The sequence below is a fragment of the Janthinobacterium sp. FT14W genome, assembly GCF_009208755.1.
GTDB lineage: Bacteria > Pseudomonadota > Gammaproteobacteria > Burkholderiales > Burkholderiaceae_D > Janthinobacterium > Janthinobacterium violaceinigrum.
The window spans coordinates 460564-482016 of record NZ_WFLL01000001.1 but is presented as its reverse complement, the minus strand read 5'-3'; the positions used below and the strand labels follow the sequence as shown (position 1 = coordinate 482016).

Annotated in this window: 16 protein-coding genes and 1 pseudogene; 8 read left to right on the top strand and 9 right to left on the bottom strand. The window is 65.8% G+C overall.

The features are described 5' to 3' along the window. Positions 1–114 precede the first annotated feature (114 nt). From GCN74_RS29135 to GCN74_RS02090, 3 genes and pseudogenes are all read left to right on the top strand, one after another. Positions 115–597 (top strand): annotated as a pseudogene (locus tag GCN74_RS29135) (sigma-70 family RNA polymerase sigma factor); the annotation flags it as partial. Continuing rightward, positions 580–1431: a FecR family protein gene (locus GCN74_RS29130; RefSeq protein WP_226938824.1), complete on the top strand. Its 852-nt coding sequence runs from the start codon at positions 580–582 to the stop codon at positions 1429–1431. The pseudogene GCN74_RS29135 and the gene GCN74_RS29130, both read left to right, overlap by 18 nt. A gap of 94 nt (positions 1432–1525) precedes the next feature. Next, positions 1526–3997, top strand: coding sequence for a TonB-dependent siderophore receptor (locus GCN74_RS02090; protein ID WP_152255104.1), 2472 nt, complete (start codon positions 1526–1528; stop codon positions 3995–3997). A gap of 43 nt (positions 3998–4040) precedes the next feature. Here GCN74_RS02090 and GCN74_RS02085 read toward each other — a convergent pair whose 3' ends face one another. Beyond that, positions 4041–5120, bottom strand: a complete 1080-nt coding sequence (locus tag GCN74_RS02085) for an alginate lyase family protein (protein ID WP_152255103.1) — start codon at positions 5118–5120, stop codon at positions 4041–4043. Next, entirely contained in the window at positions 5117–6112 is a 996-nt protein-coding gene (locus GCN74_RS02080) for a gamma-glutamyl-gamma-aminobutyrate hydrolase family protein (protein WP_193316931.1), read from the bottom strand. Before GCN74_RS02080 ends, GCN74_RS02085 begins: the two co-directional genes overlap by 4 nt. A gap of 231 nt (positions 6113–6343) precedes the next feature. On the opposite strand from GCN74_RS02080, the gene GCN74_RS02075 reads away from it, so the two are divergent. The 3 genes from GCN74_RS02075 to GCN74_RS02065 are packed head-to-tail and all read left to right on the top strand — an operon-like array spanning position 6344 to position 8200. Continuing rightward, the gene (locus tag GCN74_RS02075) at positions 6344–6643 is read left to right on the top strand and encodes a hypothetical protein (RefSeq protein WP_226938816.1); all 300 of its coding nucleotides are present in this window, start codon (positions 6344–6346) and stop codon (positions 6641–6643) included. Continuing rightward, complete coding sequence (dapA, locus tag GCN74_RS02070) at positions 6640–7671, top strand: 4-hydroxy-tetrahydrodipicolinate synthase (protein WP_152255102.1); 1032 nt, start codon at positions 6640–6642, stop codon at positions 7669–7671. The genes GCN74_RS02075 and dapA overlap by 4 nt, the downstream gene beginning before the upstream one ends. 10 nt (positions 7672–7681) lie before the next feature. Beyond that, positions 7682–8200 carry a cobyrinic acid ac-diamide synthase gene (locus GCN74_RS02065; RefSeq protein WP_264372863.1) on the top strand — a complete coding sequence of 173 codons (519 nt, stop codon included), beginning with the start codon at positions 7682–7684 and terminating at the stop codon, positions 8198–8200. Positions 8201–8329: 129 nt separating this feature from the next. On the opposite strand, the gene GCN74_RS02060 is transcribed toward GCN74_RS02065, so the two are convergent. From GCN74_RS02060 to kdpF, 7 genes are all read right to left on the bottom strand, one after another. Beyond that, a complete protein-coding gene (locus tag GCN74_RS02060; protein ID WP_152255100.1) occupies positions 8330–9079 on the bottom strand; it encodes a TorF family putative porin in 750 nt (249 codons plus the stop codon). 133 nt (positions 9080–9212) lie between these two features. Beyond that, positions 9213–9911, bottom strand: coding sequence for a two-component system response regulator KdpE (kdpE, locus tag GCN74_RS02055; protein ID WP_034746496.1), 699 nt, complete (start codon positions 9909–9911; stop codon positions 9213–9215). After that, entirely contained in the window at positions 9908–12649 is a 2742-nt protein-coding gene (locus GCN74_RS02050) for a DUF4118 domain-containing protein (protein ID WP_152255155.1), read from the bottom strand. The genes kdpE and GCN74_RS02050 overlap by 4 nt, the downstream gene beginning before the upstream one ends. Positions 12650–12706: 57 nt before the next feature. After that, entirely contained in the window at positions 12707–13282 is a 576-nt protein-coding gene (gene kdpC, locus GCN74_RS02045) for a potassium-transporting ATPase subunit KdpC (RefSeq protein ID WP_152255099.1), read from the bottom strand. A 10-nt stretch (positions 13283–13292) separates the two neighbouring features. Beyond that, positions 13293–15377, bottom strand: a complete 2085-nt coding sequence (kdpB, locus tag GCN74_RS02040) for a potassium-transporting ATPase subunit KdpB (protein ID WP_152255098.1) — start codon at positions 15375–15377, stop codon at positions 13293–13295. 9 nt (positions 15378–15386) lie between these two features. Next, positions 15387–17192 (bottom strand): potassium-transporting ATPase subunit KdpA, encoded by a 1806-nt coding sequence (kdpA, locus tag GCN74_RS02035; protein ID WP_152255097.1) that lies wholly within the window; start codon positions 17190–17192, stop codon positions 15387–15389. After that, positions 17192–17281: a K(+)-transporting ATPase subunit F gene (gene kdpF / locus GCN74_RS02030; RefSeq protein ID WP_152255096.1), complete on the bottom strand. Its 90-nt coding sequence runs from the start codon at positions 17279–17281 to the stop codon at positions 17192–17194. The genes kdpA and kdpF overlap by 1 nt, the downstream gene beginning before the upstream one ends. Before the next feature lie 462 nt (positions 17282–17743). Here kdpF and GCN74_RS02025 point away from each other — a divergent pair, with 462 nt between their 5' ends. Then, entirely contained in the window at positions 17744–19741 is a 1998-nt protein-coding gene (locus GCN74_RS02025) for a DNA topoisomerase IV subunit B (protein WP_152255095.1), read from the top strand. Further along, on the top strand, positions 19741–21450 hold the full coding sequence (locus GCN74_RS02020; protein ID WP_152255094.1) for a molecular chaperone HscC: 1710 nt from the start codon (positions 19741–19743) through the stop codon (positions 21448–21450). The genes GCN74_RS02025 and GCN74_RS02020 overlap by 1 nt, the downstream gene beginning before the upstream one ends. The last annotated feature ends 3 nt before the right edge of the window (positions 21451–21453 follow it).

Genomic DNA, 21453 nt, shown 5'->3' with positions numbered 1-21453 from the left:
GCCCCCGTCATTTACAGTCCCCGCCCCCGCTTGCTACAATAAGTGAGAATGATTCTTATTATTGTTCAAACCAAGGACCCAGCCCCGTTGGATGGGCCATGCAAGGGGAATGCGATGCCGCTGGCAGAGCCGCTACAACGCCAGGACATCGCCACACTGTATGCCGAGCACCACGGCTGGCTGCAGGGCTGGCTGCGCAAAAAGCTGGGCAGCACGGCCTGCGCGGCCGACATGGCGCAGGACACGTTCATGCGCCTGCTCGACCGCGAAGACGCCGTCGCCGCGCGCGAGCCGCGCGCCTTTCTCGCCACCGTGGCCCAGCGCGTGCTGTTCAACCATTACCGCCGCCAGAAGCTGGAACAGGCTTACCTGGACGTGCTGGCGCAACTGCCGCCCCCGCACACGCCGTCGCCCGAGGAACGGGCGCTGCTGCTATCCACGCTGTTCGAACTGGACCGCATGCTCGATGGCTTGCCGCCGCCCGTCAAGCGCGCCTTCCTGCTGCGCCAGCTCGACGAACTGCCGCAGGACGATATCGCGCGCCGGCTGGGCATCTCGCTGGCCACGGTGAAACGCCATTTGCAGCGGGCCGGCAGTGCCACGCAGGCGTGGCAGCAACTGCAACTGCAGCACGAACACCTGCCGCCCGGGACGCATGCGACGCTGCTGCGGGCCTGCGCGCAAGCGAATGCGCCGCGCCGCCACGCCGTCAAGACCCTGGCCCTGCTGCTGGCTTGCGGCGCCGCGCTGTACGCGTTTGAGCGCCGCGGTCCGTGGCGCAGCTGGACGGCCGACTACCGCACGGGCATCAACCAGCGCCGCGTGGTGACTCTGCGCGATGGCACGCAGCTCACGCTCAACACGCATAGCGCCATCGACATCGATTACAGCGGCGAACGGCGGCGCATCGCGCTGCTGGCCGGCGAAATCTTCATCGCCACCGGCAAGGATGCGGTGCAGCGGCCCTTCTTCGTCGACACGCCGCACGGCCAGCTGCAGGCGCTGGGCACGCGTTTCACGGTACGCCTGCACGATGGCTATGCCAGCGCCGGCGTGCTCGAAGGCGCCGTCGCCGTGCTGGCCGGCGATGGCGGACAGCGCCTGGTGCTGCGTCCCGGCGAAAGTGCCCATTTCGACAGCGCGGGCCTGCACCGCCAGGCGCTGGCCCCCTATGGCGGCGCCTGGCTGAACGGCATGCTGGTGGCGCGCGACATGCGCCTGGCCGATTTCCTCGCCGAGCTGTCGCGCTACAGCGAGCAGCCGCTGGCCTGCACGCCCGCCATCGCTGGCCTGCGCGTGTCCGGCTCCTATCCGCTGGCCGACGTGGGTGCCATCCTCGACGCCGTCAGCGCCAGCCTGCATCTGCGGCGCAATACCGTCACGCGCTTCTGGGGGCATCAGGTGGTGCGCATCGAACTGGCGGCGCGCTAAGAATATTTTCCGCAAAGTGAGCTGTTTCGCCGTGCTCGCGTGACTTGGAAGACAGGCAGTCTCCATCTTGCGCATCCACGAAAGGTTTTATTCCATGCATCACGCTTCGCGTTCCCTCCTGACCCGCACCGTCCTCGCCTGCACCCTGTCGCAGATCGGCCTGGCCCTCACCCTGCCCGCGCTGGCCCAGGCACAAAGCCAGCAAGTGCGCGTCTACAGCATTCCCGCCGGCGCGCTGGGCGACGTGCTTACGCGCTTCGGCAGCGACAGCGCCATTTTATTGGCGTTCTCCAGCGAGGCCACGCAAGGCTTGCGCAGCGCCGGCCTGCAAGGCAGCTATGGCGTGCACGATGGTTTCCGCGTGCTGCTGGCCGGCAGCGGCCTGCAAGCCGTGCCGCAGCCGAACGGCGGCTACCTGCTGCAAAAGATCCCCGCTGGCGCGAATGCTGCCACGGCGGACAGCCGCGGCGTGGCCGTCATGAGCGGCGTCACCGTGGTGGCGGCAGCCGAGCGCAGCGCCGTCACGGGCGGCACGGGCAGCTATACGGGCGGCCCCGCCAGCGGCGCCACTGGCCTGGTCCTGACGCAGCGCGAGACGCCGCAGTCGCTGACCATCGTCACGCGCCAGCAAATGGATGACCAGAACAGCAACGCCGTCTCGGACGTCATGAAGAACGTCAACGGCGTGAGCGTGCAAAACTACGACAGCGACCGCTGGAGCTTCCAGGCGCGCGGCTTTGCCGTCACCAATTTCCAGTACGACGGCGTATCGGCCATCTACGACGGCGTGTACGACTGGGGCACGACCAACAGCGACATGGCCATCTACGACCGCATCGAAGTGCTGAAGGGCGCGACGGGCTTGATGAGCGGTTCGGGCGACCCGTCGGCCACCGTCAACATGGTGCGCAAGCGCCCCACGGCCAGCTTCGAGGGTTCGGCCACCTTGGGCGCCGGCTCGTGGGACAACTACCGGGGCGAAGCCGATGTCGCCGGCCCCCTGAACGACAGCCGCACGGTGCGCGGCCGCCTCGTGGGCGCCTACCAGGACAAGCATTCCTACCTGGACCGCTACACGCAGCAGAAAGCCGTCGCCTACGGCATCGTCGAGGCGGATCTCACGCCCGTCACCCTGCTGACGGCCGGCTTCACGCACCAGGATTACAAGCCGCGCGGCTCGACCTGGACGGGTTTCCCCGTGCTGTTCTCGGACGGCACGCGCACCGCTATGCCCACCTCGTGGAACCCGGCCACGGACTGGAGCCGCCGCGACATGCAGAACACCACGCTGTTCGCGTCGCTGGAACATACGTTCGCCAATGAATGGAAGGTGAAATTGAGCGCCAACCAGCTGCGCAGCAAGCATGACAGCGTGCTCGGTTCGGCCAGCGGCGGCAATCCCGCTCCCGACACGGGCGAAGGCACGTATTTCTTCATGGGCAAATACAAGGGCGACCGCCGCCAGACCACCGTCAACGTCGACGCCAGCGGACCATTTACGGCCTTCGGCCGCCAGCACGAAGCGATGTTCGGCTATTCCACCTCGACGGCAAAGCAGGATGGCCCCGTCTACGAATCGGTCTATCCGCCCCTCGATGGCAGCTATTTCGACTGGCGCGGCCAGTACGCGGAACCGGCCTTCAAGCGCCTGGGCAACGATAACGACCGCACGCGCCAGAGCGGCCTGTATGGCGCCGTGCGCCTGCATCCCGTCGACGCGCTGTCGGTGATTCTCGGCGCCCGCGTGAGCAACTACCTGCAAGACCAGGACCGCAGCTTCTTCGACGCCGGCACGGCGCGCATCCGCTCGCGCATCGAGGAAAACAAGGTCGTCACGCCATATGCGGGCGTCGTGTATGACATCGACAAGACCTATTCCGTGTTCGGCAGCTACACCAGCATCTTCGCGCCGCAGAGCAACCGCGACGTGAACCGCAACTTTCTGTCGCCCGTGCGCGGCAAGGGAGTGGAAGCGGGCGTGAAGGCAGAATATTTGGACGGCAAGGTCAATGCCAGCGCCGCCCTGTTCCAGATCCGCCAGAGCAATGTGGCCAGCTCCGTGGGCGAAGTCAATGGCGAGGAAGCGTACAAGGCCATCGACGGCGTCACCAGCCGCGGCCTGGAAATGGAAGTGACGGGCGAAGTGATGAAGGACGTGAAGCTGAGCGCCGGCTACACCTACACCCAGGTGCGCGACGCGGATGGCAAGGACGTCTTTTCCACCATGCTGCAAACCACGCAGCCCGCCCACCTGCTGCGCGTACAAGGCACGTGGCGCCTGCCGGCCAGCCTGGACAAGCTGACCGTCGGTGGCGGCATCAACTGGCAAAGCAGTTACTACGGCAATATCTGGAACCCCGCCATCGACGATTATTCGCGCATCAAGCAGGGCAGCTACGCGCTGGCCAACCTGCTGGCCCGCTACGAGATCAGCAGGAACGTCACGGCCAGCCTGAACGTGAACAACCTGCTCGACAAGAAGTACTTCACGGGACTGGGCCTGTTCCAGACGGGCTTTTACGGCGAACCGCGCAACGTGATGCTCACCGTGCGCACGAAGTTTTAACGCGACGTTCCAACTAGGCGCAACTAGGCGCAACTAAGCACAACTAAGCGCCGTACAGCGCCAGCGCCCAGGCTGACGGGCGCAGCTCCAGCGCCAGCGGCAGGTAAGCGGGGGCTAAGCGCGCCGCCAGCAGGTACACATTGGCGGCGCCCTTGGGTTCCCAGTTCCCCGTAAAGCCCTTTTCGCCGGCCGCCACGCGCTTGCGGTCGAAGGGCACAGCGCTTTTCGCGAACTCCTCGTGCATCTTTCTGCCCTGCGCATACGGCGCCAGCCAGGCCAGCGCCTCGGCCAGGCGCTGCGCTTCCGGCGCGCCATACCAGTCGTCGCCATGCGCCTGCGCCATCAGGGCCGTGGTCAGCAGCGGTTCCAGGCTGTAGGTGGTGTAATGCAGGGCGTCGCGCTGCTCGAAATCGAAGGGCACGCCGCCGGCGCCGATATTGCGCGGCACGTGCGCCAGGAAGCGCTCCTTCGCGCGCGCAATCAGCAAGGCGTCGCCCGTGACATACGCGGCGGCCGTGCCGATCTTGATGCGGTGGCTATGCCAGTTGTTGCGCGCCGTGGACGGGCCGCCAACCTTGATCGGATCGCTCAAATAGCCCTGCGCCAGGGTGCGGCAAAAGACCCGCACCTGCTCGCGCTCCACGCCATTCAGGCGCTCCTGCACCAGGTCATGGCCCATCAGCAGGCTGGCCAGCTCCGTCTCGTCGACAGGGCTGAACGACGGCCGATAAGCGCCGCTCCAGGCCAGCAGCAGCTGGCGCGCCGCCTCGAAATGCGCCATCTCGCCCGACAGCCGCCAGGCCAGCGCCTGCAGCCGCGCCTGGCGCCAGTCTTCCTGCGCCTGCTGGCTGGTCTCGCGCCCCCCTTCGCCTTTCAGCAAGCCGCCCGTGCGCACTTCGGCCATCAGGTGCACGGGCCGCGCCGCATCCTTGCGCGCCGCCTTGACCACCTGTTCGGCGATGGCCGGCGCCACCCGCGCCTTCAGCGTGCGGGCACGTGCGGCGGACGTCAGCGCAAACGGCGGCGCGCCCTCATGCGGGTGCGGCGCGGCGCGCAATCCCGCCAGTGGCAGCGCCAGCAGGCCGGCCAGCACCGTGCGCCGGCGCATCAGGTGCGCGCTCAAAACCGCGTCTCCCGCGCCGCGCGCAGAAAGTTATCGAGAATGGGCGTGCAATCGAGCAGCTCGACGCCGCCCGCCGAATGGAATTCCGGGTGCCACTGCAAGCCCATGACGAAGCGGGCCCGCTGGTAGCGGATGGCTTCGACGATGTTGTCGCCCTGCGAATACGCTTCCACGGTGATGTCGCGTCCCAGGTCTTTCACGGACTGGTGGTGGATGGAATTGACGAGCGCCTCGCCCGTCTTCGGGAACAGGCCCGCCAGGGACGAGCCTTTCGGGAAGACGATGGTGTGGCGATGGCGGTCATACAGGTCGTTGACGTGCGAAGTGGCGCCTTCCACGTCCGAGGCGATGTCCTGGTACAGGGTGCCGCCAAAGCCCACGTTGATCAGTTGGCAGCCGCGGCATATGCCCAGAACGGGCTTGCCCGCGTCGACGAATTCGTGCAGCAGCTCCAGTTCGTACAGGTCGCGCGCGCGGTCGCCATTCCATTCGGGCCGCGTGGCCGCCTCGGAATACGTCTGCGGCGAGACGTCGGCGCCGCCCTGCAGCACCAGGCCGTCCAGGTGGCGCGCATAGTGGCGCAGGGTGATGTTGCTCGGGTGGAGCTGGCCGCTGGTATTGACCGTCGGGATCATGAACACCAGCACGTCGCGCGACATGACCCACTGCGCAATCGACTCTTCCAGGTATTGCAGGTTCTTGCTGCGCAGGCCAGTGGCGCCCGGTTCGGGGTGAAAAATGCGCGCCGAGATACCGATGCGCAGGGTGCGCCGCATGAAATCGCGGCTCGCCTTGTCGCGCATGGAGCGGTAGCGCGACGAGATCACGCGCCAGGCCAGCGCCAGCGGCGTGTCGTTGTCCTTCAGGTAGCGGGGCGCCGCATCGCGCGCGCGATGCTCATCATCGGGCGCCCGGCGGCCCACCCGGTCAGGCCGCGCCGGCGTTGCAGGATCGGGAGAAGGGGGCTGCAGGGGATCTTTTTCGTCTGACATGGCAAGGCTGACTGAAAGCGGAGACGTTTTCAATATAAACCCCTGCCCCCGAAAGCACGATTCAATTTTGTAACAAAAGCCCACGCGCGGCGCATCCGCGCAACACGCGGGCCGGAAAACTGCAGACAGCCCGCATACAGTCCGTTTACGCGGGCGGCCCCGCTTTTTAGAGAATCTTTACGCCCCCGCTGCTAATCTTGAACGTACCTCAACCACCGCTGCAAAGCCACCATGGAACCCCATTCACGCCTGCCAACGCATCAAGCACTGCCCCACCGCCATCCCCGCCTGCCCACTTTTCTCATGCATATCACGGTCGACAAGTCCTGCCTGGCCGAGCTGCGCCAGCTGGTCGTCAAGACGTGCGGCGGCATGCTGTCGTTCATGCGCGTCGAGGCGGTCGACCACGCCGAACGCATGAAGGTATGGCTGTGCGTGACGGAACCGGCCTTGCGCCTGACCATGGACGCCGTCATGCGCCTGCTGCCGGCGGCGGAATTTGGCCGCATCAGCCAGGGGAAATCGCTATGAACCAGTACTTGTGCGGGCAGGCGATGTCGTCATCGCGCATTACTGCGCACTTCCAGGGCATCTGGGTGCCGATGGTCACGCCATTTCGCGACGGCGACATCGACTTCGACGCAGCCCAGCAGCTCGCGTGCGAACTGGCCGCCAGCGGCGTCGACGGCCTGGTGGCATGCGGCACCACGGGCGAAGCGGCCATGCTCAGTGCCGCCGAACACACCATGCTGCTCGACAGCGTGCTCGAAGCCGTCGGCCCCCGCTTCCCCGTCGTGATGGGAATCGGCGGCAGCGATACGCGCAGCGTCGTCGCCGCCGTGCAGCGCTACCACGACCATCCGCTGGCCGGCCTGCTGGTTTCGGCGCCGTCGTACGTACGTCCTTCGCAGGACGGCATCGTGCGCCACTTCCAGGCCATCGCCGCCGCCACCGACCACTCCATCGTGCTGTACAACGTGCCGGCCCGCACGGGCGTCAATATCGAACCGCAGACGGCGGCGCTACTGGCGCGCGACTCGCACTTCGTCGCCATCAAGGAAGCAGGCGGCAAGCTGCAGCAGCTGGGCGAACTGCTGCTCGACACGCGCCTGGACGTGCTGTGTGGCGACGATGCGCTGCTGCTGGCCAGCCTGTCCATGGGCGGCCACGGCGCCATGTCGGCCGCCGCCCAGGTGCGCCCCGACCTGTATGCGCAGCTGTACCACCTGGTCAGGCAGGGCCGCCACGGCGCCGCGGGCGCCCTGTTCAAGACGCTGCTGCCCGTCATCCGCCTGCTGTTTTCCGAACCGAATCCCGCTCCCGTGAAGGCGGCGCTGGCCATGCAAGGCAAGGTGCGCGAGGAACTGCGCCTGCCGATGACGCCGATGTCCGCCGCCGGCCAGACCGCGCTGGCCGACGCGCTGGAGCAGCTGATGGCGCTGCCCGTCTGGACCGCCAGCGAGAAGGAAGAACTACGCGAAGGCTGCCTGCTGCAGCTGGTCTCCGCCGCCAATATCATGCCAGCCGTGCGCCACGATGATCATCGCCATCACGGATGAACGCGGGGGGATGGAGAAATCCATCCTGGCCGGACGGCTGGCCGCTTCGCGCGCGCTGGCCGGGCGCAAGGTGCTGCTGCTCGATGCCGATCCGCGCCAGGGCGCCATGGCGCAGGCCAGGAACATGCACGACGGCGCCATGCACGGCAGCCTGACGCGGCCGCGCCTGATGGCGCGCGCCATCAGCGCCAAGGGCTTGCAGCCGGAGCTGGAACACCTGGTGAACTGCTACCACGACATCGTCATCGACAGCGAAGGCCGCGACTCCATGGGCAGCCGTTCGGCCCTGATCGCCGCGCGCGTGCTGGTGGTGCCGCTGGACGGCGTAGCGGACGCCGCCGCGCAGGCGGGCCTGGCGCGCCGCATCGCGCACGCGCGCAGCGTCAATCCGGACCTGCGCGTGCTGCTGGCAACGGATACGCAAGCGGCCGCCGCCCATGTCCTGGCCATCCAGATACCGGCCGCCCGCGTGGTCGGCCTGGGACAGCTGTACTGCGCCGTTTTCGACAGCCATCACCGCGCGGCATAGCTCTCGATAGCCGGGGTCAGACCCGACGGGGGAGCGCGCCCCAATGGGACGTGCTCCGATCACGCAGTGACTGACCCCGTTTTTAGCGAAAAAAAAGGCGGCGCATGCGCCGCCTCTCCCCTCTGTCAATTAAAACGTCTTGCTGAGCGTCAGCTGCAACGCCGTCTTGCCCATGAAATTGCCATTCACGGGCGAGGCATATGCCGACTTGCCCGCGTTCGTGCCGATCACGGCCAGCGCGCCCGTCACCATGCCGAAATCGCGCGTGACGCCCGCCTTCCAGTCCGTGTAGCTCGACGCATCATTGTTTTTGACCTTCTGGTGGCCCGCGTGCAGGTTGCCGCTCCAGCCGTTGCCCAGGTCGATATTCGCGCCGATGTCCAGGTAGCCGCTGTTCTTGCTGTTGACGATGCCGAACAGGTTCGAGACGGCGTGCGAATACTTGACATAGGCAGGGCCGTACGACAACTGGCCGTAGACTTCCTGCGTATCCGCGTCGGCCAGGCCGGCGACGTGCTTCAAGCCGTTGTCCGCATATACATAGGCGAGCACGCCCACGTCATAGCCGATGGCGTCGCTCAACTGGCCCCGCTTGCCCGCATACAGGTCCACTTCCACGTCGCCGCTGCCGCCCGCGTCCTTGGTCCACTTGATGGTGGAGGCCCAGGCGCCCGCATACAGGCCCGTCGGGTTGTTGACGTAGTCGGCACCGCCCTGCAGGGCGGGCTTCAGGCGCGTCTGCGAAATGCCGCGGTAGCGGTAGTCGGACACGCCGGCCACGTTGAAGCCGACTTCATTGTCGGGCTTGGCCTCTTCCGCGTGGGCCAGGCTGCCCGTAAAGGCGGTGGCGACGGCAAGTGCAACTAGCATTTTATTCATGGTTTTTTCTTCTTCATGGGTGGTATGGGCCTTTGCCAACATGGCGCAGCTGGCCCGCCGCTGCAAAATTTTTGGGTAAAGCGTCCCCCTGGCGCGCGCGGCGCCCGTTTTCAAGCGGGGGAAGGAATGCGGTTTAGAGCGGCAGCAGCAAGCGGTAGCCGACGGCCGTTTCCGTCAGCAGATACTGCGGCTGGGCCGGATCGGCTTCCAGCTTCTGGCGCAGATGGCCCATGTAGATGCGCAGGTAGTGGCCGTTCTCGCTGTTCGACGGCCCCCATACTTCACGCAGCAGCTGGGGATTGGTGACCACCCTGCCCGCGTTTTTCACCAGCACCGACAGCAGACGGAATTCCGTCGGCGTCATGTGCACCAGCTGCTTGTTGCGCGTTACCAGGCGGTCTTTCAGGTCGACGCGCACGTCGCCGAACTGCACCACGCCATCGTCGCTGGCGGCGGGCTGGCGCTGGCGGCGCAGGGTGGCGCGCACGCGGGCCAGCAGCTCGCCCACGCCGAACGGTTTGGTCAGATAGTCGTCGGCGCCCGCGTCCAGCGCGCGGATCTTGTCCTGCTCGTCGACCCGCGCCGACAGCACGATGATGGGCACGGCCGACCATTTGCGGATGTCGGCGATGAAATCGATGCCGTCGCCGTCGGGCAGCCCCAGGTCCAGCACGATCAGGTCGGGCCGGCGCGTGCCGGCATCGATCAGGCCCCGCTGCATGGTGGCGGACTCGAAAATCTGCCAGCCCTCGTCTTCCAGCGCGGCGCGCACGAAGCGGCGGATTTGCGGTTCATCCTCGACCAGCAGGGCGGTGGCGGAAGGTTCGTTCATGTTGGTTTTCCTGTTTCATGGTCGTTGGCGTCATCCAGCTCGATCTCCGGCGGCGCCGGAGGCGTGCCCAGCGGCAGGCTGAAGACGAGGGCGGCGCCCTGTCCCGGCGCGTGCGGCTGCGCGTGGATGGCGCCGCCGTGGGCTTCGACGATGGCGCGGCAAATGGCCAGCCCCAGGCCGACGCCCGGCTTGTTCGATTCGCGCTCGCCGCGCGTGAATTTTTCAAAGATGGCTTCTTCGCGGCCGGGCGGCAGGCCCGGGCCGTCGTCACACACCGTCACCTGCAGGAACTGGCCGTGCACCCCGGCCGCGACGGTGATGGTGCTGCCGGGCGGCGTGTACTTGGCCGCGTTTTCCAGCAGGTTGCACAGCACGCGTTCGATCAGCACGGCGTCGTAGCGCACCAGCGGCAGGTCCGGCGCCAGCTGCGTCTGCACGGCATGCTGCTGCAATTGCGGGCCGCTGGCGCGCAGCGCGCTGCCCACCACTTCTTCCAGCGCCTGCCATTGCAGGTTCAGGCGCACCTGCCCGCTCTCGATGCGCGCCATGTCCAGCAGGTTCGCCACCAGGGCGCTCATGCGCACGGTTTCGGACTGCAGCGAGCGCGCCATGTCCAGCTGCGCGGGCGACAACGGGGGCCTGGACAGGGCCAGCGACTCGGCCAGGCCCACCAGCGACGTCAATGGCGTGCGCAAGTCGTGCGACAGGGCCGCCAGCAGCGAATTGCGCAGGCGCTCGGACTCCATCTGCAGCAGCGCGCCCTGGGCCACGTCGATGTAGTGCACGCGCTCGAGGGCGATGGCCGCCAGGGCGGCAAAGGTATCGAGATGCTGGCGCTGTTCCGGCACCAGCAGCCAGCGTCCGCGGTGCGCGCCGTCGAGCGGCAGCAGCGCCAGCACGCCCCGCGTGCGCATCGGCGCGATCAGCGGCAGGTAGAAAATGGGCGACGCCGGCAAGGTATCGGTGCCCGTGCCGGCCGCCTGCGCATGGTCGAAGGCCCACTGCGCGATGCCCATGTCCAGCGGCTGAGCGCCGTTCGGGGCCTGCAAGCTGCCCTCGTCATCGGGCAAAAGCAAGGTGGCGCGCGCGCGGAAAGCCCGTTCGATGGCGTTTTTCGTGATGTCGAAAATCTGCTCCGTCTGCAGCACGCCGGACAATTCGCGCGAAAACTCGTACAGGGCGCGGGCGCGCGCCTCACGGTGCGAGGCAACGCGCGCCTGGAAGCGCAGGCCGGCCGTCAGGTGGCCCGTGATCAGGCCCACGGCCAGCATCACGCCAAACGTGATCACGTACTGGAAGTCGCCCACGGCAAACGAGAAACGGGGCGGCACGAAGATGAAATCGAAGCAGGCCACGCCCACCAGGCTGGCCAGCGCCGCCGGCCCGCGCCCCAGGCGCACGGCCACCAACACCACCGTCAGCAGCGACAGCATGGCGATATTGGCCAGGTCCAGGTAGGGCTGCAGCGGCACGGAGGCGATGGCCGTGCCCAGGCTGGCGCCGGCCGCCAGTATGTAGCGCCAATGGCGCGACGGCCGGCGCGGCGCCTCCGCCTCGTCGCCCGCCGCGCGGCGGGGCGCCGCATCGGCAGCGGGCAAGCCCACTTCGATCAGGTCGATATCCGGCGCCAGGCTGGCCATGCGCGCGGCCGGCGGCGTATGCCACAGGCGCGCCAGCGCACCGGCGCGGCCACGGCCCACGATGACTTTCGAGATATTCGCGCTGCGCGCATACTCGACCACAGCGCCGGCAATGTCGGCGGACGGATTGACGGCCGTGCGCGCGCCCAGGTCCTGCGCCAGTTTCAGGGTTTTCAGGATGCGTTCGCGCTCGCGCGCCGGCAGGCGCTGCAGGCGCGGCGTTTCCACGTACAGCGCATGCCATTCCGCGTTCAGCTGGCTGGCCAGGCGCGCCGTGCTGCGGATCACGTGTTCGCCGCCCGCGTGCGGTCCCACGCAGGCGAGCAGCGCGGCCCCCGTCTTCCACACGGGATTGATGGACTTTTCGACGCGGTAAGCCTGCACGTCGTCCTGCACCCGGTCGGCCGTGCGGCGCAGGGCCAGTTCGCGCAAGGCGATCAAATTACCCTTGCGGAAAAAATGCTGCGACGCCCGCTCGGCCTGCTGCGGCTGGTATACCTTGCCCTGCTTCAGGCGGCGCAGCAGTTCATCGGCCGGGATATCGACCAGCACCACTTCATCAGCGCGGTCGAACACCGTGTCAGGCAAGGTTTCAGCCACGCGCACGCCCGTGATCCCGCCCACCACGTCATTGAGGCTTTCCAGGTGCTGCACATTCACGGTCGACAGCACGTCGATGCCGGCCGCCAGCAATTCCTCGACATCCTGCCAGCGCTTCGGATGGCGCGAACCGGCCACGTTCGAGTGCGCCAGTTCATCCATCAGTATCAGCGGCGGCGCGCGCCGCAGCGCTTCGTCCAGGTCGAACTCGAACAGGGTCTTGCCCCGGTATTCAATCGCCTTGAGCGGCAGCACGGGCAAGCCGTCAAGCTGGGCCGCCGTATCCTGGCGCCCATGCGTCTCCACCACGCCCACCAGCAAGTCCTGGCCATCGGCCAGCAATTTGCGGGCGGCGGCCAGCATCGCATAGGTCTTGCCGACGCCGGCCGAGGCGCCGAAGTAAATGCGCAGCCGGCCGCGCGCGGCTTTCTGTTCCTGCGCCTGCACCTGCGCCAGCAGGGCATCAGGGTCGGGGCGTTGGCTGTCGTTGGGGAGCATGGGCATCTTTAATATCAAAACCAGGGGCAAAACCGGCGGCTCCGCCCCTGCATCATCTTACTTCGCGGCCGCATCGAGCGCCAGATTCAGTTCCAGCACATTGACCCGCGGTTCGCCGAAAAAGCCGATATACGCAGTTTTCTGCACCTTGGCGATGGCGTTCTCCACCTGCGCCAGCGGTACGGCGCGCACGCGGGCCACGCGCGGCGCCTGGTACAGGGCGCCCGCCAAGCTGATTTCCGGATCCAGGCCGCTGCTCGACGCCGTCACCAGGTCGACGGGGATGGGGTTGCGGTTGCCGGGATCGGCTGCCTGCAGGGCGGCGATGCGCGCCTTGACGGCGTCCACCAGGGCCGGATTGCTCGGCCCCTGGTTGGAGCCGCCCGAACCGGCGCCGTTGTTCGCCATCGGCGCGGTGGCCGATGGCCGGCCCCAGAAGTACTTGGGCGAGGTGAAGGACTGGCCGATCAGGCTCGATCCGACGGGGCGGCCAGCCCGCTCGACGATGCTGCCGTTGACTTCATCGTTGAAAGCCAGCTGCCCGATGCCGGCCGTGGCAAACGGATAGACGACGCCGCAGATCACGGTCAGCGCGGCAAACAGGACCAGGGCGGGACGTACGATAGTGCTCATGATGGTTCCTTTAGACTAAATTGAGGGCGGACAGCAGCATGTCGATCAGCTTGATCCCGATGAAGGGCAGGATGATGCCGCCCAGGCCGTAGATCAGCAGGTTGCGGCGCAACAGGCTGGCTGCACCGATGGCGCGGTATTGCACGCCCTTCAGGGCCAGCGGGATCAGCACGACGATGATCAGCGCATTGAAGATCACGGCCGACATGATGGCCGAGGCGGGGCTGGCCAGGTGCATGATGTCGAGCGCCTTCAGCTGCGGATACGTGCCCACGAAGGCGGCCGGGATGATGGCGAAGTACTTGGCGATGTCGTTCGAGATCGAGAACGTCGTCAGCGAACCGCGCGTCATCAGCATCTGCTTGCCGATTTCGACGATTTCCAGCAGCTTGGTGGGATTCGAATCCAGGTCCACCATATTGCCCGCCTCCTTGGCTGCCTGCGTGCCCGAATTCATGGCCACGGCCACGTCGGCCTGGGCCAGCGCGGGCGCATCGTTGGTGCCGTCGCCCGTCATGGCCACCAGGCGGCCTTCGGACTGGTAGCTGCGGATCAGTTTGAGCTTGTCTTCGGGCGTCGCTTCGGCGAGGAAGTCGTCCACGCCCGCTTCGGCGGCGATGGCCGCTGCCGTCAGCTTGTTGTCGCCCGTGATCATCACCGTCTTGATGCCCATGCGGCGCAATTCCGCGAAGCGCTCCTTGATGCCGCCCTTGACGATGTCCTTCAGTTCCACCACGCCCATGACGCGGCCATCGTCGACCACCACCAGCGGCGTGCTGCCGCGGCGCGCGATATCGTCGACGGCGCGCGCCACCTCGGCCGGATACGGCTGGCCCAGCGCTTCCACATACTTTTTCATGGAGTCGGCCGCGCCCTTGCGCAGCTGGCGCACCTGCTGTTCGCCCGGAATATCCACGCCGCTCATGCGCGTTTGCGCCGTGAACGGTACGAAGGTGGCGTGCAGGTTGCCCATCTCGCGTTCGCGGATATTGAACTTCTGCTTGGCCAGCACGACGATGCTGCGGCCTTCCGGCGTTTCATCGGCCAAGGAGGCCAGTTGCGCCGCGTCGGCCAATTGCTGCTCCGTCACGCCGGGCGCCGGTACAAAGCTCGACGCCTGGCGGTTGCCCAGGGTGATGGTGCCGGTTTTATCGAGCAGCAGCACGTCCACGTCGCCCGCCGCTTCCACGGCGCGGCCCGACGTGGCGATCACATTGGCCTGCATCATGCGGCTCATGCCGGCCACGCCGATGGCCGATAGCAGGCCGCCGATGGTGGTCGGGATCAGGCACACGAGCAGCGCGATCAGCACCGTGATCGTGACGGGCGTGCCGCTGCCGGCTGCCGCCACGGAAAACAGCGAATACGGCAGCAGGGTCACGGTGACGATCAGGAAGACGATGGACAGGGCCACGAGCAGGATCGTCAGGGCGATCTCGTTCGGCGTCTTCTGGCGCTTGGCGCCTTCGACCATGGCGATCATGCGGTCGATGAACGCTTCGCCCGGATTGACGGATACGCGCACCAGCAGCCAGTCCGACAGCACGCGGGTGCCGCCCGTGACGGCGGAAAAATCGCCGCCCGACTCGCGGATCACGGGCGCCGATTCGCCCGTGATGGCGCTCTCGTCGACGGAGGCCACGCCGGCCGTCACTTCGCCGTCGGCGGGAATCACGTCGCCCGCCTCGACCAGCACCGTCATGCCCTTGCGCAGGTCGGTGGCAGGCGTGGGCAGCCAGGACGTGCCGTATTTCGGCGTCTGCATTTTTTTTGCCATCACCGTCTGCTTCAGGGCCCGCAGCGAGGCCGCCTGGGCCTTGCTGCGGCCTTCGGCCAGCGCTTCGGCGAAGTTCGCGAACAGCACGGTAAACCACAGCCAGACGGCGACGGCGACGATGAAGCCGAACGGCGCTTCACCCTGGCCACCGCTGATCCCGGCCTGGGTCGCCAGCAGGGTCGTGATGATGCTGCCCACGTAGACGACGAACATCACGGGGCTGCGCCACTGCGTGCGGGGGTCGAGTTTTTTGAACGCATCGACGATGGCTGGGCCAATCAGTGCGGAATCGAACAAGGTCAGGCTTGTGCGTGACATGGTAGCCTCTTATTTTGTGAAAAGTTGCAGGTGTTCCACGATCGGGCCCAGGGCCAGCGCGGGAACGTAATTGAGCACGCCGACCAGCACCACCACGCCGATCAGCAGGCCGATGAACATGGGGCCGTGCGTGGGCATGGTGCCGGCATTGACCGACAGGCGCTGCTTGCCCGCCAGCGAACCGGCCACGGCCAGCACGGGCACGATCACGCCGAAACGGCCGAACCACATGGCGATCGCCAGCATCACGTTATAGAACGGCGTGTTGGCGGACAGGCCGGCAAACGCGCTGCCGTTGTTGTTGGCCGCCGACGTGAAGGCGTACAGGATTTCGGAAAAACCGTGCGCGCCCGGATTGGCCACGCCCACCGTGCCCGGCTCGACCATCACGGCAATCGCCGTGCCCGTCAATACGAGGGCTGGCGTGACCAGGATGGCCAGCGACACCATCTTCATTTCATAGGCCTGGATTTTCTTGCCCAGGTATTCAGGCGTGCGGCCTATCATCAGGCCGGCGATGAAGACGGCCAGGATGGCGAACATCAGCATGCCGTACAGGCCCGTGCCCACGCCGCCGAAAATCACTTCGCCGAACTGCATCAGCAGCAGCGGCACCATGCCGCCCAGGGGCATGTAGGAATCGTGCATGGAATTGACGGCGCCGCAGGAGGCCGCCGTCGTCACCGCCGCGAACAGGGTCGAGGAACTGATGCCGAAGCGCGTTTCCTTGCCTTCCATATTGCCGCCCGATTGCAGGCTGCTGGCCTGCTGGTCCACGCCCAGGGCTTGCAAGGCGGGATTGGCTTGCTGCTCGGCGCTCATCACGCCGGCCGTCATGACGACAAAGATCAGGGTCATGGCGGCCAGCACGGCCCAGCCCTGGCGCGTGTCGCCCACCATGCGGCCGAACGTGAAGCACAGGCCGGCGGGAATGATGAAAATGGCCAGCATCTGCAGGAAATTCGACAGCACGGTGGGGTTTTCGTACGGATGCGAGGAGTTGGCATTGAAGAAGCCGCCGCCATTCGTGCCCAGCAGCTTGATCGATTCCTGCGACGCGACGGGACCCATGGCGATCGTCTGCGTCGTCGCCACCTGCGCTTCCATCACCGGCTTGCCGGCGGCGTCCAGCACGGGCTGGCCATCGGCCGTCACTTTCGGCGTTTCATACGCCACGTGGTCGAGCAGGGTCACTTCCTTGTAGGCGGAAAAATTCTGGATCATGCCTTCGCCCATGAAGACGACGGACAGGGCCAGCGACAGCGGCAGCAGGATGTACAGGGTGGAGCGCACCAGGTCGACCCAGAAATTGCCGATCGATTTGCCCGAGCGCGAGGCGAAGCCGCGCACCAGCGCGAAGATCACGGCAATGCCGGTGGCCGCCGAAAAGAAGTTCTGGCACGCCAGGCCCAGCATCTGGGTCAGGTAGCTCATGGTCTGCTCGCCGCCATAGCCCTGCCAGTTGGTATTGGCGACGAAGCTGACGGTGGTATTGAACGAGGAATCGGGGCTGACGGCGCCCAGGCCCTGGGGATTCAAGGGCAAAAAGCCCTGCAGGCGCTGCAGGCCGTACACAAAGACGGCGCCCACGGTATTGAAGACGATCAGGGCGATGGCGTAGCTTTTCCAGCCCATGGCCTTGTCGGCAGGCAGGCCGGACCAGCGGTACAGCTGGTTTTCCAGCTTCTGCAGCCAGCCCAGGCCGCGCACGGGGCCATCGCCAGCCACCTTGGCCATGTACAGGCCCAGCGGATAGCCGGCGGCCAGCAGCACGGCCAGGAAAGCCGCCAGCAGCAATATCGATTGCGTCGTCATCACAGTTCCTCCGCCTTCAGCAGCGCCACCAGCAGGTACACGAACAGGCCAGCCGACACGACGGCGCCCAGCACATAAAACGCGTTCATTTGACGCTCCCTAATTTGTCGCAGGCGACGGCAAAGCCGGCTGCCACGACGAAAAACACGGCAATCAAGCCGAGATACACGAGATCCATTCCCACCCTCATTCAGGTTTGTTTTGATAGTGTGCAGATTAGCCAAAAGGGTCTAAAAAATTCGTAAAGACTGGGGAGGCAGCTGTAAACAAGATGTAAAAACGGGGGCTTTACCGCATAAAATCCATCACAATTGGCGCCAAACCACGCGCGCAGCGCACTGTTGTTGCCCTGGAGTAGCGCTATTGCTCGCGGGACAAGATAGAATGCGCGAGCGTCCGCACAAGGACGCCATGCCTGCCGCACTGCCCTCCCCCAGTGACGCTGGACGGGATATACTGTATATTCATACAGCTATCGCCGCCGCTGTCATTGCGCCATGCAGTGCCCTGGCCTGGCGTTCCAACCACTGTCTTTATTAGCTTGAACACGTATGGCCACTAAAAAACCAGCATCCGACTACAGCGAATCATCCATCCGTGTCCTGAAAGGACTGGAACCCGTCAAGCAGCGCCCGGGGATGTACACCCGCACTGAAAATCCGCTGCACATCATTCAGGAAGTGATCGACAATGCCTCCGACGAGGCGCTGGGCGGTCATTGCACGCATATCGCCGTCACGCAAAACACGGATGGCAGCATCACCGTGGAAGACAATGGCCGCGGCATTCCAGTCGGCCTGCACCCGGAAGAAGGCGTGCCGACGGTGGAAATCGTGTTTACACGGCTGCACGCGGGCGGCAAGTTCGACAAGGGTTCGGGCGGCGCCTACGCGTTCTCGGGCGGCTTGCACGGCGTCGGCGTGTCCGTCACCAATGCGCTGTCCACGCGCCTGGAAATCACCGTCTGGCGCAAGGAAAGCGACGGCAACGGCCTGCATCACATGGTGTTTGCCAATGGCGACGTGATCGAGCCGCTGAATTCGCGCCCCGCCCCGCGCGACGGCAAGAAGTCCGGCACGCGCGTCACGGCCTGGCCCGACGCGAAGTATTTTGACTCGCCGAACATCTCGCAAACCGAGCTGCAGCGCCTGCTGCGCTCGAAAGCCGTGCTGCTGCCCGGCGTCACCGTCACGCTCACCAACGCGAAAACGGGCGATACGCAGACCTGGCTGTACGCGGAAGGCTTGCGCGGCTACCTGACCGAATCGTTGGCGCAGGTCTCGAATGGCGAAACCCTGATTCCCCTGTTCGAAGGCGCCCAATACGCGGGGCCGGACTCGGAAGGCTTTGCCGAAGGCGAAGGCGCCGCCTGGGTGGTGGCATGGACGGAAGAAGGCGCCATCGTGCGCGAATCGTATGTCAACCTGATTCCCACCTCGAATGGCGGCACGCACGAATCGGGCTTGCGCGACGGCCTGTTCGGCGCCGTGAAAAACTTCGTCGAAATGCACTCGCTGCTGCCCAAGGGCGTGAAACTGCTGCCCGAAGACGTGTTCGCGCGCGCTTCGTTCGTGCTGTCGGCCAAGGTGCTGGACCCGCAATTCCAGGGCCAGATCAAGGAACGCCTCAATTCGCGCGACGCCGTGCGCCTGGTCTCGACCTTCGCCAAACCGCCGCTGGAACTGTGGCTGAACCAGCACGTCGACTATGGCAAGAAGCTGGCCGAACTGGTGATCAAGCAGGCGCAATCGCGCCAGCGCTCGCTGCAGAAAGTGGAAAAGAAAAAATCCTCGGGCGTGGCCGTGCTGCCCGGCAAGCTGACGGACTGCGAATCATCGGACATCGCGCGCAATGAACTGTTCCTCGTCGAGGGCGACTCGGCGGGCGGTTCGGCCAAGATGGGCCGCGACAAGGAATTCCAGGCGATCCTGCCCCTGCGCGGCAAGGTCCTGAACTCGTGGGAAACGGACCGCGACCGCCTGTTCGCGAATAACGAGATCCACGATATTGCCGTCGCCATCGGCGTCGACCCGCACAACATCGGCGACACGCCCGACCTGTCCGGCCTGCGCTACGGCAAGATCTGCATCCTGTCCGATGCGGACGTGGACGGCTCGCACATCCAGGTATTGCTGCTGACCCTGTTCTTCAAGCACTTCCCCGCGCTGATCAACAAGGGCCACATCTGCATCGCCCGTCCGCCCCTGTACCGCGTGGACGCGCCCGCGCGCGGCAAGAAGCCGATTCAGAAAATCTACGCGCTCGACGACGGCGAACTGCTGGCCATCGAGGACAAGCTGCGCAAGGAAGGCGTGAAACAGGGCGCCTGGTCGATCTCCCGCTTCAAGGGCCTGGGCGAGATGAACGCCGAGCAGCTGTGGGAAACGACGATGAACCCGGACACGCGCCGCCTGCTGCCCGTCACGCTCGGTGAAATCGACCACATGACGTCCGCCGCCCGCTTCAATATGTTGATGGGCAAGGGCGAAGCGGCAGGACGGCGTGCCTGGATCGAGGAACACGGCAATGAGGCGGAGGCGGATATCTGATGATCATCGGTATCGACCTGGGCACCACCAACAGCCTGGTCGCCATCTGGCGCGACGGCAGGGCTTCCATCATCCCGAATGCGCTGGGCGAACACCTGACGCCGTCGTGCGTGAGCATCGACGACGACGGCACCGTGCTGGTGGGCCGCGCCGCGCGCGAGCGCCTGCAGACGCACCCGCAGCTGACGGCGGCCGTCTTCAAGCGCTACATGGGCAGCGAAAAAAAGATCACCCTCGGCACGCAGCAATTCCGTCCGGAAGAGCTGTCGTCGATGGTGCTGCGCGCGCTGAAGGAAGATGCGGAAGCCTTCCTGGGCCACAAGGTCGAGGAAGCCATCATCACCGTGCCCGCGTATTTCAGCGATGCGCAGCGCAAGGCCACGCGCATCGCCGGCCAGCTGGCGGGCCTGCGCGTGGAGCGCCTGCTGAACGAACCGACGGCCGCCGCGCTGGCCTACGGCATCCGCGACAAGGAACAGGAAAGCAAATTCCTCGTCTTCGACCTGGGCGGCGGCACCTTCGACGTGTCGATCCTGGAACTGTTCGAAGGCGTGATGGAAGTGCGCGCCTCGGCCGGCGACAATTTTTTAGGGGGCGAAGACTTCGTCACCGTGCTGGTCGACGCCTTTTTGGAAGGCAGCGGCCTGCGCGACGCCGTCGGCAACCGCCTGCTCGACCCGCGCCAGCAGCAGCTGCTGCGCGATGAAGCGGAGCGCGTCAAGCGCCTGCTGTCGGAACAGCCGTCCGCGCGCATGGCCACGCGCTACCAGGACAAGGAATACAGCTGGGAGATCAACGAAGACAAGCTGGCGCAGCTGTGCGAACCGCTGCTGGCGCGCCTGCGCCTGCCCGTGGAACGGGCGCTGCGCGACGCCACCATCCGCGCCGCGGAACTGAATGAAGTGGTGCTGGCCGGCGGCGCCACGCGCATGCCGCTGGTACGCAAGCTGGTGTCGCGCATGTTCGGCCGCTTCCCCGCCATCCACCTGGACCCGGACGAAGCCGTAGCGCTGGGCGCCGCCGTGCAGGCGGGCCTGAAGATGCGCGACGCCGCACTCGATGAAGTGGTCATGACGGACGTGGCGCCGTATTCGCTGGGCATTTCGATTTCGCGCCAGGTCAGCGCGAACCAGTACGAAGGCGGACATTACCTGCCCATCATCGAGCGCAATTCCGTGGTGCCCGTCTCGCGCACGGAAAACATCACCACCATCTACGACAACCAGAAGGAAATCAACGTGGCGATCTTCCAGGGCGAGTCGCGCCTGGTGGCCGACAACGTCTTCCTCGGCAAGATCAGCTTCCCGATTCCCGCGAAAAAGGCGGGCGAGATCGGCATCGACGTACGCTTCACCTACGACATCAGCGGCGTGCTGGAAGCGGAAGTGACGGTGCTGGCCACGCAGGAAAAGCACAAGATGGTCATCAGCGACAATGCGGGCGTGATGACGCCGGAACAGATCGAGCAGCGCTTTCTTGAACTGGCCGACCTGAAGATCCACCCACGCGAACAGCTGGAAAACCGCACCCTGGTCACGCGCGCCGACCGCCTGTACGAGCAGTCGCTGGGCGACGTGCGCCAGTACCTGGCCGCGCATACGGCCAATTTCCAGGCGGCGCTGGAGACTCAGGACCCGAACACCATCCGCAAGGCGCGCCAGGCACTGGATGACGTGCTGCGCCAAGTCGAGAGCGAGAGCTTTTTGTAGATG

Coding starts and splice junctions, on each gene's coding strand:
- GCN74_RS02075 (WP_226938816.1), top strand. CDS start 6,344: ATGGAACCCCATTCACGCCTGCCAACGCATCAAGCACTGCCCCACCGC.
- GCN74_RS02060 (WP_152255100.1), bottom strand. CDS start 9,079: ATGAATAAAATGCTAGTTGCACTTGCCGTCGCCACCGCCTTTACGGGC.
- kdpC (WP_152255099.1), bottom strand. CDS start 13,282: ATGAGCACTATCGTACGTCCCGCCCTGGTCCTGTTTGCCGCGCTGACC.
- GCN74_RS02050 (WP_152255155.1), bottom strand. CDS start 12,649: ATGCTCCCCAACGACAGCCAACGCCCCGACCCTGATGCCCTGCTGGCG.
- kdpF (WP_152255096.1), bottom strand. CDS start 17,281: ATGAACGCGTTTTATGTGCTGGGCGCCGTCGTGTCGGCTGGCCTGTTC.
- GCN74_RS02090 (WP_152255104.1), top strand. CDS start 1,526: ATGCATCACGCTTCGCGTTCCCTCCTGACCCGCACCGTCCTCGCCTGC.
- GCN74_RS02065 (WP_264372863.1), top strand. CDS start 7,682: ATGGAGAAATCCATCCTGGCCGGACGGCTGGCCGCTTCGCGCGCGCTG.
- GCN74_RS02020 (WP_152255094.1), top strand. CDS start 19,741: ATGATCATCGGTATCGACCTGGGCACCACCAACAGCCTGGTCGCCATC.
- kdpB (WP_152255098.1), bottom strand. CDS start 15,377: ATGTCACGCACAAGCCTGACCTTGTTCGATTCCGCACTGATTGGCCCA.
- GCN74_RS02080 (WP_193316931.1), bottom strand. CDS start 6,112: ATGTCAGACGAAAAAGATCCCCTGCAGCCCCCTTCTCCCGATCCTGCA.
- GCN74_RS02025 (WP_152255095.1), top strand. CDS start 17,744: ATGGCCACTAAAAAACCAGCATCCGACTACAGCGAATCATCCATCCGT.
- kdpE (WP_034746496.1), bottom strand. CDS start 9,911: ATGAACGAACCTTCCGCCACCGCCCTGCTGGTCGAGGATGAACCGCAA.
- kdpA (WP_152255097.1), bottom strand. CDS start 17,192: ATGACGACGCAATCGATATTGCTGCTGGCGGCTTTCCTGGCCGTGCTG.
- dapA (WP_152255102.1), top strand. CDS start 6,640: ATGAACCAGTACTTGTGCGGGCAGGCGATGTCGTCATCGCGCATTACT.